This window comes from Streptococcus oralis, from assembly GCF_001075675.1.
Lineage (GTDB): Bacteria > Bacillota > Bacilli > Lactobacillales > Streptococcaceae > Streptococcus > Streptococcus oralis_V.
Genome location: NZ_JUNW01000037.1, coordinates 1 through 17,144, shown reverse-complemented (window position 1 = coordinate 17,144; position 17,144 = coordinate 1). Strand labels below are relative to the sequence as shown.

The window sequence follows — 17,144 nt, the reverse complement described above, 5'->3', positions numbered from 1 at the left end:
TCTTCGATATAAGTTTCCGTATCTGCTTTCTTTAAACCTATTTTGACAAATTTTTTTAAAGTACGGTCTTTATGAGAATATACAGTCCACATTTTTATATTCACGTTAGACTCTATACTTTTTTCAAATGAAATCAAGCTTAATTGAGCTTCGGATTTAAAATTAAAATCTATAGCAATTTTCTCATAGCTATCTGGTAAAGCATTTCCCTTATAGACAACATTTGGATAAAATCTAGAATCATCACTATACTCTTGATATTTATGTGCTTCAACATCTTTCAACTTGTTAAAGACATTATTTCCTAGATAGGTCTTCTCCGTCTCTTGGTAAATTTCATCAAAAATGTTTTTAGGTTGACGCACAAAAAAGTAAAAACAGGATGATACGATTATCACGAATAAGGCTACTAAACCGAGTGTTTTCTTCATTAACTTTTCCTCCTAATCTGCCACAGCCTCTAAACGATTTAAAAATGTGGATACTTCTGGGTATTTTTCCTCAATATACTCTTTAATAGATGCCTCACCCTTTCTCAGTATATCTGTAGGCGCTACCCCTGCATAAATCGTACCTTTGACCTGTTTCCAATCCTTATTTTTCAAGAATTCTCTTTCTCTCTGAGAAGAGTCTTTTTGAAGGTCAGCATAGTAAGAAGAGATAGCTTGGTCATAGGATTGCCCCTTCTGCATACGGCCGGTAAGGTTGACCGAGTCCAAATCTGCTTTGTAATCATCTTCTCCGATACTTGGTTTCATATCGTTTGCATTAAAGGTCGTATCTCCCTCCCAGCCTGAGAGGTCTTTGACATGCTCTCTACCGCCATAGAGATCGGCTAACTGAGCTTGATTAGGATTAAGGTGAGTCGCCATAGTGATGGACTGGTGGGTGAAGTCTGCATGGCCTGCTCCATTGTTAGAATAGGCCTTTAACTTGCTGTCCCAAAATTCGTCAAATTTATTATTTTTGCCATAAACTTTTTCATACTTATCTTTCGCTTCATTATACTCTGACAAGTCTCTTGACTTCATTGTCTCCGAATCACTCCCTCCACCAGCTAGTGTATGTTGCAATCTAAGATTATAGTACAGTTCTTTGGCCTTTTCTTCTTTCAACCCCAGTTCTTGAAAGATTTCAAGAACTGGTTTCAAAGTTCTCAATTTTTGGCCTGTATTCGGATCACTCACAAATTCGTAATAAAAATATTGCCACAATCCACCTGCCGTTTCGTTCCACTTAAAGTCATCATAGTTGGCCGCACCGACGACTCGCAAAAAGATATAGTCACGGAACTCTTGACTAGAGGTTGGGAACTTCTTGTCTATCCCTTGCTTGATGGTCAAGAGCTGTTGGGCTGTCTCTGCGTCAAAGCCGTATTCTGCCATCATGGTTTGGACAAAGGCCTTCTCTTGACGGCTGAGCTTCAAATCCTTTGTGTCAGAATAGGCAGTCAAGTAGTTGACCCAAGTCAGGTCAGATGGAACTTTAAAGACCCCATTTTTTGCATCCCAACTACTTTCAATCTGGGCCAGTCCACGACTCAGTTGCACATCGATACTGTCTAGTTCATCGAAAAGCCCTCCTGAGTAGCTATCATAGGCACGCAGGTCTCTCAAGATCGTTTCATAGACGCGTTTATTCGCATGGTGTCCTCGCATGAGTTCCACATTACTGCGTCTCAATCTCCCCTTTTCTTCACTATCCATGGTCAAGCTCGAAAGAGATTGGTTGACTTCATCTAGATAAGCAATCATTTGCTCTTCCTGACGGATCTTATCAAGCAGATCATCCTCGCGCCAACTCTTGCTGTCGACCATCGTTTGGTAGTCTTCTGGTAATTTCTTGATAGCTTGAGAGAAGGTTTCTGCATAGAGTTGTCCCCCTTTGCTCAAGGGCAATAAGACACTTGCAAAAAAACTTCTAGCCGAATCATAAGCATCGCCCTTTAGACTATCCGTATCCTCTGAAAACTTTTGAATAGCTGATTGCAAGTCTTGATAAGCCTCCACCTGAGATTGGCACATGGTTGCTACACTCGAACTTTGTAGTTGTGATTGTTCTAAGTACATATCAATGCCCATGTCGTTTCTCCTCCTCTCTTTCTAGTTCTTTGCGTCTTTCATAGTAGACCTCATCCAAGTCTCCCTCTAACCGGAATTTTTCTTTTTTCAAATCATCCATGTGGTAGCTGAGATCCTCAAAGATTTGATTTTTAAGTTGGTTTCTTTGCAGGAGCGTTTCTTCCAACTGTCCTGCGTATCGGCTTTGATAGGCCACCTCCCACAAATCATTTTGATAACGGTGACTAGCTCTATCATACCCTTCAAAGGTTTCTATCAGTTCTTTGGTGCGATACTTCTCTTTTCCATTGTCTTCTAGCTGGTACAAGAGTTCTCGCTCTCTTTTCTTCAACTCATCCAACCTGCTCATGTATGACTCCTAAAACCATTGGCAGCCGCTTCATCTAGCGCCTCAAAATCACTCGCTACAGAGTGCAGTCGTTCTGAAGTCAAGGTGACAGCGGCTGTAATCTGACTAGCTAGATTTTGATCCTTTGTCAGACATTGATGGGCCTTGTTATTCCCTTGAAGAGTCGTTAGGTCATCTTGACTAGCCGCAGCGATCGCTGTTAACGATTGACAAGCATTTTTCAACTGAGTCGCATATGTTTGCGCAAGATTTAGATCACTTTTTACTGTTGACATGACTATTCTATCCTTTTTCTCATTCCCTAGTGATAGGTTCACTCCATTTAGCTATATAGGCCTATTATACCATGTTTCATAAAAGGAGCATCATTTTGTCCTGATTTATTTACTATTGTGTATTTTTTCAACAACTTCTCTCATCCGACTCGACGAAAAAAGTAAAAACTGTTAGAATGTAGAAAAAGAAAAGAGGCCCTCATGACCAGTGTATATGATTTTTCCGTTTTAAACCAAAATAACCAAACAACTCCCCTAGAGGGCTATCGTGGCAAGGTTCTCTTGATTGTCAACACTGCTACTGGATGTGGGTTAACGCCCCAGTACCAGGGACTTCAAGAACTCTATGAACGCTATCAAGATCAGGGCTTCGAAATATTAGATTTCCCTTGCAATCAGTTCATGGGACAAGCACCCGGCAGCGCAGAAGAAATCAATAGTTTCTGTAGCCTACACTATCAGACCACTTTCCCTCGCTTTGCCAAGATCAAGGTCAACGGCAAGGAGGCAGATCCTCTTTATGTTTGGCTAAAAGACCAGAAGTCTGGCCCGCTAGGAAAACGAATCGAATGGAATTTTGCTAAGTTTCTCATTGGTCGAGATGGGCAGGTCCTTGAGCGCTTCTCTTCTAAAACAGACCCCCAAACCATCCAAGATTCTCTCCAAAAAATACTCTAATTTCTTTTTAAAACGTATCCTTTCATTTAGTTTGAGTCATGAAAGGATGCGTTTTTTCTTTAAAAAGTAACTGATTTTCTTTAATTTATATTTATTTTTTTGCCTTTTGCTATTGCAATTCTTTCATTAATTTAGTATATTTGTTATATTAAAAGTTTTCAGTCATTTTAAGGGAGAAATGACCTTTTAAATTTTTTATCTTAAAATGAAAGCGCTTTATAAACAGGAGGTAAGGTGGCTTACAAATTATCAGAGAGTTTTTCATTAAATCAAGTTGTAACCAAGTCAGACTTGGGCTTGGGCAGTAGCTGACTGCCTTTCTAAAAACTAGGAGTATATTATGAATCGATACCTTTTTGAAAAAGGGCAAACTTTTAGCATTCGGAAGTTGACTGTAGGTGTGGCATCTGTTATCGTCGGACTGGCATTTTTTGCTTCTGGAACCGTGCGTGCAGACGAAACATCTCCTGCCACAACATCCAATTTAGATCAGCAAATGAAACAAGTAGCAGATATAGAAGAGACCAAGGTTGAACCAGTCAAAGAAGAAGGCCGTGTAGAAGCTGAAAAACAAGAAACACCTGCTGCAGATACCAACAGTGCTGACTTGCTCCCTGAAGACATTCAGGACCGTGCCTATCCAGACACACCTGTCAAAGAACTCGATACGACTACTATCGTTGACCAGAAAGCTAGTCCAAAAGTAGAAACTAAGAGCATTCTAAAGGACAAGGAAGAAGCTCCAAAAGAAGCTGAGAACGGAAACCGTGCCATCATTAACGGTGGACAAGACCTCAAACACATCAACTACGAGGGACAACCTGCTACTGCTGCTACTATGGTTTACAGCACTTACAATGCAGGAGAACAACGCTACCTCGTTTCAGGCTCAGGTATCTTTGTAGCACCTAACCTGATCCTTACCGTTGCTCATAACTTCCTAGAAGCCAATAAAGAAACTAGCGAAGGTCACATTCGTGGTGGAAAATCTGCCCAGTTTTACTATAACGTTGGTTCAAACAGCGAAAAGAAAAACTCACTGCCATCTTCTGGGACTACGGTTTTATTCAGAGAAAAAGACATACATTTCTGGAACAAGAAAGAGTTTGGAAAAGGCTATAAGAATGACCTTGCTCTTGTAGAAGCTCCTATTCCTCTTCCGATTGCTAGTCCAAACAAAGCAGCAACCTTTGCGCCTTTAGCGGAGCACAAGACGCATCAGCCGGGAGAAGCCATCAGTACGATTGGCTATCCAACTGACTCGAGCTCCAAAGAACTGAAACAACCTATCCTAGCTGGTCAGCTTTACAAGGCAGATGGGACCATCCGATCTGTTGAGTCCTATGATGATAAGGGAACGACTGGTATCACCTATAAAACCACTTCTGTATCTGGTTTGTCTGGTGGCGGGATTGTCGATAGCCAAGGAAAAGTTCTGGGGGTTCACCAACACGGAACCGTTGACAATGGTGTGGCTGAAAAGGATCGCTTTGGTGGCGGACTCGTCCTTTCACCTGAACAACTGAAATGGGTTAAGGACATGATTGCCAAATATGGTGTGAAAGGCTGGTACCAAGGAGATAACGGAAATCGTTACTACTTTACCGATGAAGGACGTATGCTTCGAAATGAGAAAGCTGTTATCGGAAGCAACGAATATTCCTTCAACCAAGATGGGATTGCTACCTTGACCAAGGGAGTTGAATACGGTCGTGTGGTTATTCAACACGAAGACGAAGAAGGAAATCCTGTCAAAGATAATGACACCTTTATCGAACAGACAGCTGTTGATTCGCCATTTGACTATAATTTCAAAAAAGAAATTGAGAAGACGGACTTCTATCAGAAGAATAAAGACAAATACGAAATTGTATCCATTGATGGCGTAGCAGTTAATAAACAGCTAAAAGATACTTGGACTGAAGATTACAATGTTGTCAGCAAAGCGCCTGCCGGTACACGTGTCATCAAGGTGGTCTATAAAGTTAACAAAGGCTCCTTCAAAGTTTACTACCGTCAAAAAGGAACCACTACTGAACTAGCGGAAGCGACAGTTGATAACAATGAAGGTCAAGAGTATGACGTTTCCTTTGTCAACACCTTCCATGCAAAAGACATTGCTGGCTACCGTCCAGTCAAAACCAGCCTGGAAGCAAGGATCCAGCATAAAGGTGTGAATGAGGTCGTCTTTGAATACGAGCCAGTCGCTGATACAGCCAATCCAACGACACCGACTCCACCAGTCGCTCATCCAGAAGATAAAGAAACCGAGATTGGCAATCATGGACCTCTTCCAAGCAAGGCTCAACTCGATTACCACAAGGAAGAATTGGCAGCCTTCATCCACTATGGAATGAACACTTATACCAATTCGGAATGGGGAAATGGGAAAGAAGACCCTCGATACTTCAATCCAACCAACTTGGATACAGACCAATGGATTCGCACCCTGAAGGAAACTGGCTTCAAACGGACCATTATGGTTGTTAAACACCACGACGGTTTCGTTGCTTACCCTTCTAAGTACACCAACCATACCGTAGCTGCTAGCCCATGGAAAGATGGAAAGGGTGACCTTCTCGAAGAAGTTTCCAAGTCTGCTAGCAAGTACGACATGAATATGGGTGTTTACCTATCACCATGGGATGCCAACCATCCAAAATACCATGTCGCAACCGAAAAAGAATACAACCAATACTATCTCAACCAACTGAAAGAAATCCTTGGAAATCCGAAATACGGAAATAAAGGAAAATTCATCGAAGTTTGGATGGACGGTGCGCGTGGTAGTGGTGCCCAAAAAGTAACCTATACCTTTGATGAATGGTTCAAATACATCAAAGAAGCTGAAGGAGATATCGCCATCTTCTCTGCTCAACCGACAAGCGTTCGCTGGATCGGAAATGAACGTGGTATCGCAGGGGACCCTGTCTGGCATAAAGTCAAACGTGCCAACATCACAGACGATGTGAAAAATGAATACCTCAACCATGGTGACCCAGATGGTGATATGTACTCTGTAGGGGAAGCGGACGTTTCGATCCGTTCCGGTTGGTTCTACCATGACAACCAACAGCCGAAATCACTCAAAGAGTTGATGGATATCTACTTCAAGTCTGTTGGTCGTGGAACCCCACTCCTTCTCAACATTCCACCAAATAAAGAAGGAAAATTTGCAGATGCGGATGTGGCTCGCTTGAAGGAATTCAAGGCAACCCTAGATCAAATGTATGCGACTGACTTTGCCAAAGGGGCAACTGTAACAGCAAGTTCTACCCGTCAGAACCACCTCTACAAGGAAAGTCACCTGACAGATGGTAAAGATGATACTAGCTGGGCGCTCTCAAATGATGCCACAACTGGTAGCTTTACAGTCGATTTAGGGCAAAAGAGACGCTTTGATGTCGTTGAACTCAAGGAAGACATCGCCAAAGGTCAACGTATCTCTGGTTTCAAGATTGAAGTCGAAATCAACGGTCGCTGGGTTCCATATGGGGAAGGTTCAACCGTGGGCTACCGCCGTTTGATTCAAGGACAACCTGTAGAAGCGCAAAAAATCCGTGTAACTATCACTGGTGCTCAAGCAACTCCAATCTTGACCAACTTCTCAGTCTACAAGACACCTACTAGCATTGAGAAGACAGACGGTTACCCTCTTGGACTCGAGTACCATTCAAATACAACCGCTGACAAGGCTGGTACAACTTGGTACAATGAATCTGAAGGTGTTCGTGGCACTTCTATGTGGACCAATCAAAAAGATGCCAAAGCAAGCTATACCTTCACAGGAACCAAGGCCTATGTCGTCTCTACAGTCGATCCAGGTCATGGAGAAATGTCCGTTTATGTTGATGGCCAAAAAGTTGCGGATGTGCAAACTAAGAATGCTAGCCGTAAACGCAGCCAAAAAGTCTTTGAGACAGGCGATTTAGCACCAGGCCAACACACCATTACTCTCGTTAATAAAACAGGTGAACCGATTGCTACAGAAGGAATCTACACCCTAAACAATGATAGCAAGGGAATGTTTGAACTCGAGTCCACTAACTACGAAGTCGAAAAAGGAAAACCAGTCACTGTTAAAATTAAACGTGTTGGTGGAAGCAAGGGGGCTGCTACTGTGCGCTTCATCACAGAACCTGGAACTGGGGTTCACGGTAAAGTTTACCAAGATACAACTCAAGATGTGACCTTTAAAGATGGAGAAACAGAAAAGACTGTTACCATCCCAACGATTGACTTTACAGAACAAGCCGACTCTGTCTTTGACTTCAAAGCCAAGCTCACTTCTGTCACTGATGGTGCCCTGCTCGGTTTTGCTACAGATGCAACCATCCAAGTGATGAAAGCCGAATTGCTGGTCAAGGACCAAACAAGTTATGATGACCAAGCTAGTCAGTTGGATTATAGTCCTGGCTGGCACCATGAAACCAATTCAGCAGATAAGTACCAAAAGACGGAATCTTGGGCTTCCTTTGGCCGCTTAACTGATGAGCAAAAGAAAAAGACAACCGTAACAGCTTACTTCTACGGCACTGGTCTTGATATCAAGGGCTATGTCGATCCAAATCATGGTATCTACAAAGTCTTTCTAGATGGTAAAGAAGTTCCTTACCAAGATGGCATGGGAAATGCTTCAACTATTGAGGGCAAGAAATACTTTAGTGGCCATGCAGCCCAACGCCAAGGCAATCAAACTCTGGTTAGCCTAAAAGGTCTTGACGAGAACTTGCACGCAGTCACCCTTCAACTCGATCCTGATCGAAACGATTTGTCTCAAAATATTGGTATTCAGGTAGACCAATTTATCACTCGTGGCGAAGGTAGCGAACTCTACAGCAAGGCAGATATCATCCAGTCTATCTCAAAATGGAAAGACGATCTGTCCAACTTTGATCCAGCAGGCTTGAAGAATACGGCTACTGCACGCCAAGCTTTCCAAGCAAATCTAGAAAAATTGAGAAACCAACTCAGTGCTGATGCAGTGGATGTTCAGGATGTCATGTTGACAGTCAGTGCCCTACAAGATATCCTATCCAAGGATGAGAACTATCAAAAAGGCCAAGAGGAACCTAGTCCAGAGCAACCGGAACAGCCTGAAGAACCTTCTAAACCTGATCAACCAGCTGAGCCAAAACAACCGGAAATTGAGTATGATAAGGCTATGGACAGCTTGACAAAAGCTATCGAGAAAAAAGTCGCTGAGCTTGGATCCAACAAGGAAGCTAAGAAGAAATTATTAGAAATTGCTGACCAAGCCATTGCTGCAATCCAGGAAGCTAAAACTCAGGAAGCAGTCAATCAAGCGCTAAAAACTGCTCTCGAACAAATCAGCAAGCTCGAAGCAACTCAGCCTGAAAAGCCAGTTCAACCGGAAAAACCTACTCAACCGGAAAAACCGGCGCAACCTGAACAACCGGCGCAACCGGAAACTCCAGTTCAACCGGAAAAACCGGCTCAACCTGAAAAACCCGCTCAACCTGAAAAGCCAGTTCAACCGGAAAAACCGGCTCAACCTGAACAACCGGCGCAACCGGAAACTCCAGCGCAACCTGAGAATCCAGTTCAACCGGAAAAACCTGCTGAGCCTGAAAAACCAGTTCAGCCTGAGAAACCTGCTCAACCGGAAACTCCAGCGCAACCGGAAAAACCGGCTCAACCGGAAACTCCAGCGCAACCGGAAAAACCGGCTCAACCTGAAAAGCCTGCTGAGCCTGAAAAGCCTGCTCAACCTGAAAATCCGACTCAACCTGAGAAACCAGTTCAACCGGAAAAACCGGCTCAGCCTGAAAAGCCAGTTCAACCGGAAAAACCGGCTCAGCCTGAGAAACCAGTTCAACCGGAAACTCCAGCACAACCTGAAAAACCTGCTGAGCCTGAAAAGCCAGCTCAGCCTGAAAAACCAGTTCAACCGGAAACGCCAGCTCAGCCTGAAAAACCTGCTCAGCCTGAAAAGCCAGCTCAGCCTGAAAAGCCGACTCAACCTGAGAAACCGGCGCAACCTGAGAAACCAATTACTTCTTCAAGTCCTGAGGAAGGGGTTAAAGACCTTGTCTTTACACTTCCAAGCTTGGAAATCGTCAATAAGGTCGTACCGTTCAAGACGATTCGTCGCGAAAACCCACAATTAGACACCGGAAAAGAGCAAGTTCTATCAGAAGGGAAAGACGGTCTCTTAGTCGAGTATATTGAAGTGGACGGTGACAATCGCAAGGTTCTCCAGACAGAAACAACTCCAGCTCAAGATCGAGTGATTGAAGTGGGTAGCAAACAAAGCTCAGTTGGAACAGAAGCGCCACCAGTTGTGACTCTTCCTGAGTATGTTCTACCAAGAGAGACTGAAAAACCTGCGCCAGTCGTAACAGATAATTCATCAGCAAAAGATGAAAAAGCTCCTGTTACAGCTACAATCAAAGAAGACAAGGAAAGACTACTCCCTGCAACTGGGGAACAAGAAGCAACTACCTTCCTCTTCTTGGCAGCCATTACTTCTATCTTGTCTCTCCTCATTTTCCAAAAGAATTTCAAAGACTAATAACCCTCTTTGATTGATTCTTTCTAATTATTCAGTTCCCCCGTTGAGAAGACCATTTGGTCTTCTCTTTTTCTATCTGAAAAATTAAAAAACATCCACAAATACACACGGATGTTTTGGTATGAATCTATAAAGTAAAATGATCATTGAAGATAGCTGTTCTCAAATCCAACCACGTTTTCAAATAAACGCTCATCCAAAAAAGAGAGTCCCCCTTGTCTTATCTCATCAGAACTACCATCATAAGTTCTGCAAAAACTCCACAGATAAAAGATGGTGTTTCGAATTCCTATACCATGAGATCTTCTGACGCTCACAAGCCATCTTTCCTAAATCAGACTTCCCTCTTCCACATCTAGTCACTGACTACTATTTTTGAGTCCAGCGTATGCATAGGTTCGATTTCTGGGACACTCTTTTTCCGTCACCACCCTAAAATAAAAGCGATGCTCCCGCCCATCCTTGGCATTTTCCTTGTTTAAAACAAAGTAGTTCTTCTGATTCATCGCCATGGTGCGTAGGATGTCATCGATCAAAAAAGTCAGTGGTACATTCATGGCAGAGTATTTTTGAAAATCCTCTTCAAAGCGGATATAACTATCTGAAAAATAATCCATCTGCAGTTTGCTTTCATACAACTCTTTTCTAGTCATACACTCCCCCCCTCCCACAGTCGAATTTCGAGAACATCTGCTACCTCTACCAGTCTATAGCCCTCATTGGTCCTAATAGATAGAGTTTGAGGTGATAATTCGCTTACCTCACCGACGATAGTGGTTTTATGCCTTCTTTCCTTGACCACAAAGCATCCCTTCAGTTGCCCAACATAAAGCTGCGAAAGCAAGAGTAGCTTCTCAACGGAATTCAAACTCGTCGAAAAAGCCACCCGATTTCTTTCTTCACCGAGTGAACTAGTATGCTCTGAGAGGAAAAAGCCCATCCACTTCTGCATCCCTGGATCTTGATAGTCACGCGCAGATGGAAAGGGTAAATAAGAACGATCAATCATTTTAGCCCATCTAATCCTCCAGCAGAATGCCCCCCAATCAGCTTGCTTCTGGCAAGACTCCTAGAGGCTTCTTCCAGCGCATTGGCCTTTAAGAGGGAGGTAAAACCAAATTGTTCTCGAATGGAGTCAATGGCTGTCTGGAGCCTTTCTTCTTTTTCTAACTTATCAACATCATCAAAGAGGGAGATCAAGCCAAAGGACTCGTCCACAAATCCTGAATAGTTGACTCCGACACTTCTGACCGCTCCAGAAGTGTATTTGTTATGAAATAGCTTCAAAACATAATCCGTTAAGATAGCTGTATTATTGGTCGGTTCGACCTTCATTTGTGTGTGAATAGACGGCCTAACCTCCTGTTTAGAGAAACCAACATAAATAGAGACAAGGGTTGTTTTCTTACCCGACCTTCTCAGTCTAATAGCCACCTGATCTGCCATTTCTCGGAGAATAATTTCGATATCCCGTAACTTCACGTAGTCTCTCGGCAAGATTTGAGAATTTCCCAAACCTTGGGACTTAGCTTTATAGGGCTTATGAACATTGCTCTCGTCAATCCCGTTAGCATGAAACCACAAACGCAGACCAGCCTGACCCAGAGCCTTCTGTAGCTGGTCTGGATTACTGGTGGCCAATTCTCTGATGGAAAAAATCCCCAGAGCATGCAAGCGTTTCTCCATCCGCCTGCCAATCCCCCAAAAATCCGTCATCTTGGGAATAGCCCAGACCTTCTCTTCCACATCCTGGTAAGACCAGTTAGCCCTCATGGTAGGAGTATGCTTGGCCTCATTATCCAACGCCAACTTGGCCAGTAAGGGATTGGCATTGGACATACCCACCGTAGAGTAGATCCCTGTCTGCCTCCAAATATCCCTCTGGATACGAGCAGAAAGCATATCCAGCTTGTCTTTACGAGAGAGACTCTTGTCTGGGATGAAATAGTTAAGCGAACTAGTCAGATCGATAAAGCCCTCATCGATAGAGTAGGGATAAATATCATCTGGACTACCATAGTTTTGAAAGATTCGCTGGATTTCCATATTGACCGCTATGTATTCGTCCATCCTAGGTGGCACAATCAAGGTCACTTGAGCCCAATCTTCGATGTAGCGAACATAGTCTGAGTCAGTAGGCAAGCCTTGCTTTCGAGCATTGTAATAAGAAAATTTGCGCGTTTTGATATCAAAAGGCAGATCATAGGCCCGGCCAACATTAGACTTACCAAAAATCTTCTTAAACATGGGAGAGGAAGCTAAGATAAGACCAGTAGAATTATCCGCGCGACTCATGACACAAAGCGAGGTCTTCAGCGGATGCAAGCCTCTTTTCACACACTCAACGCTGGCATAAAAGGATTTCATGTCGACAAAGGCAATATCACTTTTGGGCTCTCTGGAATAATCAAAGTAGCCCATAGGCTAACCCTCCATCGGCACAAAATTCCCAACGATAATCCCCACAATCCGAGGATCCTCCTCATAGGAGATGAAAATGTCCTTGTATTTAGGATTGATAGAAACCAGACGCAAACCATCTTCCTCCCGATAGACCCGTTTAATATAGGTCTGGTTGTTACAAACTACTGCATAAACTGCCCCATCATAGTCAAATCCTGTTTCCCGAATCAGAGCCACTGAACCATTTTGATATTTAGGTTCCATGGAGTCCCCAGCCACCCAGGAAGCAAAATCGTGGGCTAGTTCTTCATTAAAGTAAACGGTATCAAAATTTCTATCGTCATATACCGAAGCCCCGATCCCTGCTGACATGCGTTCATAGACACGATACTCGTAGAGGCGCTCTGGCATGGTCGTCACCTTCTGAGTTTGTTCCTCTTGAGCTAGGTTGCGAGCATAAAGCACAACCTGGTCCTTCCCTTGCTTGGAGAGGCTATTGTAGAGACGGACAATCTCGATCTGAGTAAAATACCCTTTTGCTACTTTTAAAATATTCTCTAGCTGAGCAACCTTCTCCTTGGATGGTTCCTTAACCCCACGCTCCCAAGCCGAATAAGCCTGAAAACTAATCCCCAACTCCTCTGCAATTTCCTTCTGTGTCAATTTTAACTCTTTTCTCCGAGCCTTGAGTTTTTCTGGTTGGTACATGATTCACCCCCTAGTGTGATGTTTTATTGAGAATATCTCTCTTAGAAAAACAAATCGACGGTTAAGCTTACACATCTAAAACTCAACCAATTCGGTTTAGTTTTATTATATAAAAAAAGTGGACGATTGTCCACTGGGAAAATCAAATTTTAACAGACATACCTGGAGATTCTGAACAAAAAACTGACCTAGATCTAGCAACTCCTACTCTAATTTTTGCAACAGCTTTACAACTTGACGATTTTCAATCTTAACATAGTATACACCACTATCACTGACAAGTTTATCCTCTTTATATTTAGCAATTTTGACAGCATAAAGACCGCGTGGTAGGGGTTGGTTGGCAAAAAATTCCTTCATGAGCGCTTCAAGCTCTTTTAGATAGTCATCTTACAAGAGATCTCTTTTTTCTTTTGGAACGAAATATTGAAATTCAAATGTCGGTATAAAAATCTCTTTTTGGAAAAGATATTGAGCATCCATTGGATACATCCCTTGCAGAGCTTGGCCCTTGCTTTGATTTTCCTCTAATATTTCATTATAAAGATAGATATTATCAGATTGGTTATTAAATTCAAAACCAATACCTTGATACTTCAAATCAGGAAGTTTAGGATCTTTGATTGAACTGTCCAGTGTTTTTAAAAACTCGCTGGTGCCTGGACTAACCTCAATCCCTAAATAGGCTAATTCTGGGAAAACATCATAAATTTTTTTATAATTCTTGTAATCAACCTCTGCATCTGTCTTTCCATATGTTTCATTTTTCGAAAAGCGAGTATAGTATTTAAATCGAGTTTTAACCTGATAGGTTTTTCCAGCTATATTTTCACTGTAGGTACCGTGGATTATAAATCCTCCCACGCTTGTATAGTTTTTCTCGTATTTTTCTAACTCAAACTGTCCTGTAAGACCGTAATTTTGATAAGAACGATGCACAGCTTGCTCAATCTCAGTTCGCCTTGCATGGGCAAACAGCCCCCACATATCCATTAGATCAAGAATAGGACTACTCACTGTGAAGATTACGATTGGGATCACTACGGATAAGCAACCTATTAATAGCCAATTTCTTTTCTTGGGATTTCCTCCAGTTTTTTTACCAGTTTTCTGTTTCCTTTTTAAGATTAGAATGAGCAAAACCAAAAGCACTAATACTAATAAAACCAAGCTACAATCTCCTTTTACTTTGGACAGTTGTTAACAGGTAGATAGGAGACTGACAGAAATACTCGTCTCACCTGCTAACTTATCCTGAATTCCATAAACTCGTCTGAAACGAGGAGCAACCCTGGTCTCATTATACCACATGAGCAATACTGTGAGAAGACGAGAAAAGCAAAAGAAACCCACCTGAATTTGTTTCAGGTGGTTAGTTTCATGAGACAAGGAATAGGCTCTATAAACCTTTATCTCTTTTTAGACTTCTTAACATGTTCCTTGTACATTTTTGACTTCTTTCCATACCATTCTTCGATGGTATAGCCATACTCTTCACGGTATTTCTCTTGATTTTTATTGACTGTATTCAAGTTCTCTAGCGTTACTACATTGGATTTAAAAAATGATACCAAAAATAGGCCTAGGAAAATAGGTGCAATGGGTAACAAAGCAAGCAAGAGATACGCTAGGAAATGATTGAGCCCGTTGATGAAGAGATTGATTCCATACATCAACAACCATAAGAATAAAATAACATTCAAAAATTTTTTATAATATTCTGAGGAGAAATAATCCTTGCTAGCGCGTTGCTTAGTAACGAGAATATAAACAAGGTAAATCAGTGATAACACAAAACCAATCCAGTAGACGATACGAATTGCTACTAGGGGGATTAAATACAAGGCACCTATAAACCAACTATAATATAAAATTACGAGCAAAAATAATTGAATAATCTGACTCAATAAATAGGCTCTAATGCGATTTCTTTTAGAAATAATATAAAAACAAATAAAATAACACCAACAAAACAAGAATAGAAAACCAAAGAAACTATCTGGGGGAATGAGCCCTTTTTCCACTGATGTTAGCTGTGTAACCATTGAGGTCAGTGGTATAGCTGGGTCATACCCAGCTTCACTAGCCATTCGAAATAAACTTATCGGCAAAGTTGTCGCAAGCATAGTCATCAATGAAAATAAAGGTGCTACAGAAAACATTTTCAATATGTTAAAACGTCTTCCCGTCTCTAGTGCTTCATTAATATCTTTTTGTATCTTATCCATTTATTTTCTCCTATTATCCAAACAAGGATGAGACCGTCTTCAGACCACCATTAAAGAAATCAGAAACATTCTTGCCCACACTTTTGACAGTCTCCAAGCCCTGGTGGATTCCATTTCCGATAGACTCCACTCCTGATTCTACCACGTCCACAGCACCATAAGCAAAATTTTTAACTCCGTCATAAACAGACTTTTTAAATTCTGGTGCAACTGCAGAACCGATAAGGTTAAGCGTTCCCAAAGCGAACCCAGCGATAGCTCCAATAGCCGTATTACCACCAAAAGCTGTTCCTATCTTAGCTCCAAGCCACATACCATCTAAAGGACCGACGTTAGATATGGTATCAATAGTACCACCTAGCACAGACTTCCCGATTTTCCCCACGGTCGTCTTGGAATCGGTCTTGGAATTGTTGCCAAACAGAAAAATGTTCTTGTCCCATTATACCACAATATCAAAATAGCCCTCTTCCCACAGGAACAAGGCTATATTTTTACACTATAAATTTGGATCAATATTTACTTTCAAGTTCAGATTAGCCACTAAATAGAGAGTTGAGAGTATAAAAAAGAGAGAACGAATCTCGTCCTCTCTCAATGTTCACTTTTCATCAACACACTACAGGTGATAAAGAGCCAAGTAACAAATAGTTTTACAATTTTAATATAGATCCCCCACGAATGAAAGTTAGTAAGTTTATTGTTTTGGAAATAAACCTATAAATTAAATTATACCTTCAATTTTGGATATTTAATACTATCCTTTTGTTTCTTGAATAATTCTTGTAACTCGTCCTCTTTTTTCGAATGGTATCCTTCGAATACCACCTTTTCAATATTCTCTTGGTTAAAATATAAGAGTTCTTCATTTGCTGTCCCTGTTGGACATAGGCATGCTACATAATCAAAATAGCCAATTGTACCCTCTTGATTGTACAATGGAAATCTACCTATAATCATAACATCAATCGTTCCATTATGAAGGCGAACAACAGTACCAATAGGTAATAAGTTAGTCATTTATTATTTTTCCTTCCTTTAAAAAATTTTTATTTATATATTCTTCAAAATGGAACCGTTTTGTAAAAAATCCGTTCGTATAAAATAGATAAGAAAAACAAACTACATAGTCCATCACTAGTAACAAGAATATACTGGGTCTTGAAAGATATAGAAACATTGAAAAAGAAAACATAACAATAAATAATAAGGTAAGTAGCACTATGGTTTTGTTATGTTTTTTCACTTGCTTTCGAAATTCCTCATACTCATCCTTTGTAAATTCAACCTTTTCAAATTCTGTATTCTTATATAGCCGTTTATTAAAAACAATCGCAGCAATAATCGAAAGCGCAAAGGACACCAGTAACAGATAAATACTTAGAACCACGTTAGATTCAACGCTTTTAAAGAACCCAATTCCTAGAATATGGTAACCAATGATAGAAGACAAAAATATTTTGGATTCAGATACCTTATGAGCAATAGATTTTTTTAAATCACCTGTGATTAAATCTACATAATAACTATCCTCTTTATAATTGCCTAAACTAAGCAAAGATTTATAATTATGCATAATTTCTTCTCCTTATTATTAAAATACACTACCTAACCCCGAGAAAAATCCATTAACTGCATCTCCCGCACTGTCCCATATTTTTCCAGCTGTATCACTGACAGATTTCATCGTATCACCTACTACTTTCTTTGTACCATCCCAAACATCACCAGCAAATTCCACAACTTTATCTCCATATTTATCATATAGATAATCAAATCCCATTGACAATCCTACACCAGCAAGGAAACCAATCGGACCACCTACAGTTGGTACCAAAGTCCATCAAGTACATGGTAAGGGCCTTGGGACTGAATTTGCGAGCCAAG

Annotated in this window: 15 protein-coding genes and 1 pseudogene; 2 read left to right on the top strand and 14 right to left on the bottom strand. The window is 41.3% G+C overall.

Annotation, left to right across the window (positions count from 1 at the left end; translation table 11 throughout):
* The 4 genes from ADM50_RS05780 to ADM50_RS05765 form a co-directional block, all read right to left on the bottom strand.
* Nucleotides 1-431 (bottom strand): TipC family immunity protein (locus tag ADM50_RS05780; protein ID WP_049484820.1); only part of this gene is annotated, 431 nt, incomplete at its 3' end.
* Between the two features lie 12 nt (nucleotides 432-443).
* Nucleotides 444-2,081, bottom strand: coding sequence for a T7SS effector LXG polymorphic toxin (locus tag ADM50_RS05775; RefSeq protein ID WP_049484819.1), 1,638 nt, complete (start codon nucleotides 2,079-2,081; stop codon nucleotides 444-446).
* Nucleotides 2,071-2,430: a DUF3958 family protein gene (locus tag ADM50_RS05770; RefSeq protein ID WP_000088602.1), complete on the bottom strand. Its 360-nt coding sequence runs from the start codon at nucleotides 2,428-2,430 to the stop codon at nucleotides 2,071-2,073. Before ADM50_RS05770 ends, ADM50_RS05775 begins: the two co-directional genes overlap by 11 nt.
* The gene (locus ADM50_RS05765) at nucleotides 2,427-2,705 is read right to left on the bottom strand and encodes a TIGR04197 family type VII secretion effector (RefSeq protein ID WP_000108756.1); all 279 of its coding nucleotides are present in this window, start codon (nucleotides 2,703-2,705) and stop codon (nucleotides 2,427-2,429) included. Before ADM50_RS05765 ends, ADM50_RS05770 begins: the two co-directional genes overlap by 4 nt.
* Nucleotides 2,706-2,906: 201 nt before the next feature.
* On the opposite strand from ADM50_RS05765, the gene ADM50_RS05760 reads away from it, so the two are divergent.
* Both ADM50_RS05760 and ADM50_RS05755 read left to right on the top strand, forming a co-directional pair.
* Nucleotides 2,907-3,383, top strand: coding sequence for a glutathione peroxidase (locus ADM50_RS05760; RefSeq protein ID WP_044020236.1), 477 nt, complete (start codon nucleotides 2,907-2,909; stop codon nucleotides 3,381-3,383).
* 340 nt (nucleotides 3,384-3,723) lie between these two features.
* A complete protein-coding gene (locus tag ADM50_RS05755) occupies nucleotides 3,724-9,918 on the top strand; it encodes an alpha-L-fucosidase (RefSeq protein ID WP_049484818.1) in 6,195 nt (2,064 codons plus the stop codon).
* A 359-nt stretch (nucleotides 9,919-10,277) separates the two neighbouring features.
* Here the strand turns inward: ADM50_RS05755 and ADM50_RS05750 are convergent, their stop codons facing one another.
* From ADM50_RS05750 to ADM50_RS05705, 10 genes and pseudogenes are all read right to left on the bottom strand, one after another.
* The gene (locus tag ADM50_RS05750; protein WP_049484817.1) at nucleotides 10,278-10,571 is read right to left on the bottom strand and encodes a DUF5960 family protein; all 294 of its coding nucleotides are present in this window, start codon (nucleotides 10,569-10,571) and stop codon (nucleotides 10,278-10,280) included.
* Nucleotides 10,568-10,927: a hypothetical protein gene (locus ADM50_RS05745; protein ID WP_049484816.1), complete on the bottom strand. Its 360-nt coding sequence runs from the start codon at nucleotides 10,925-10,927 to the stop codon at nucleotides 10,568-10,570. The genes ADM50_RS05750 and ADM50_RS05745 overlap by 4 nt, the downstream gene beginning before the upstream one ends.
* Complete coding sequence (locus ADM50_RS05740) at nucleotides 10,924-12,339, bottom strand: Y-family DNA polymerase (protein ID WP_049484815.1); 1,416 nt, start codon at nucleotides 12,337-12,339, stop codon at nucleotides 10,924-10,926. The genes ADM50_RS05745 and ADM50_RS05740 overlap by 4 nt, the downstream gene beginning before the upstream one ends.
* A gap of 3 nt (nucleotides 12,340-12,342) precedes the next feature.
* Nucleotides 12,343-13,029 carry an XRE family transcriptional regulator gene (locus ADM50_RS05735; protein WP_049484814.1) on the bottom strand — a complete coding sequence of 229 codons (687 nt, stop codon included), beginning with the start codon at nucleotides 13,027-13,029 and terminating at the stop codon, nucleotides 12,343-12,345.
* 204 nt (nucleotides 13,030-13,233) lie between these two features.
* Nucleotides 13,234-14,199, bottom strand: a pseudogene (locus tag ADM50_RS05730) (hypothetical protein).
* A gap of 239 nt (nucleotides 14,200-14,438) precedes the next feature.
* Complete coding sequence (locus ADM50_RS05725; protein ID WP_049484813.1) at nucleotides 14,439-15,257, bottom strand: G protein-coupled receptor family protein; 819 nt, start codon at nucleotides 15,255-15,257, stop codon at nucleotides 14,439-14,441.
* Between the two features lie 13 nt (nucleotides 15,258-15,270).
* Nucleotides 15,271-15,642 carry a hypothetical protein gene (locus ADM50_RS05720; RefSeq protein ID WP_239684801.1) on the bottom strand — a complete coding sequence of 124 codons (372 nt, stop codon included), beginning with the start codon at nucleotides 15,640-15,642 and terminating at the stop codon, nucleotides 15,271-15,273.
* Nucleotides 15,643-15,986: 344 nt separating this feature from the next.
* The gene (locus ADM50_RS05715; protein WP_049484811.1) at nucleotides 15,987-16,277 is read right to left on the bottom strand and encodes a DUF4176 domain-containing protein; all 291 of its coding nucleotides are present in this window, start codon (nucleotides 16,275-16,277) and stop codon (nucleotides 15,987-15,989) included.
* Nucleotides 16,270-16,833 carry a hypothetical protein gene (locus ADM50_RS05710; protein WP_049484810.1) on the bottom strand — a complete coding sequence of 188 codons (564 nt, stop codon included), beginning with the start codon at nucleotides 16,831-16,833 and terminating at the stop codon, nucleotides 16,270-16,272. The genes ADM50_RS05715 and ADM50_RS05710 overlap by 8 nt, the downstream gene beginning before the upstream one ends.
* Nucleotides 16,834-16,851: 18 nt before the next feature.
* Nucleotides 16,852-17,094: a hypothetical protein gene (locus ADM50_RS05705; RefSeq protein WP_142357891.1), complete on the bottom strand. Its 243-nt coding sequence runs from the start codon at nucleotides 17,092-17,094 to the stop codon at nucleotides 16,852-16,854.
* Nucleotides 17,095-17,144 lie beyond the last annotated feature (50 nt).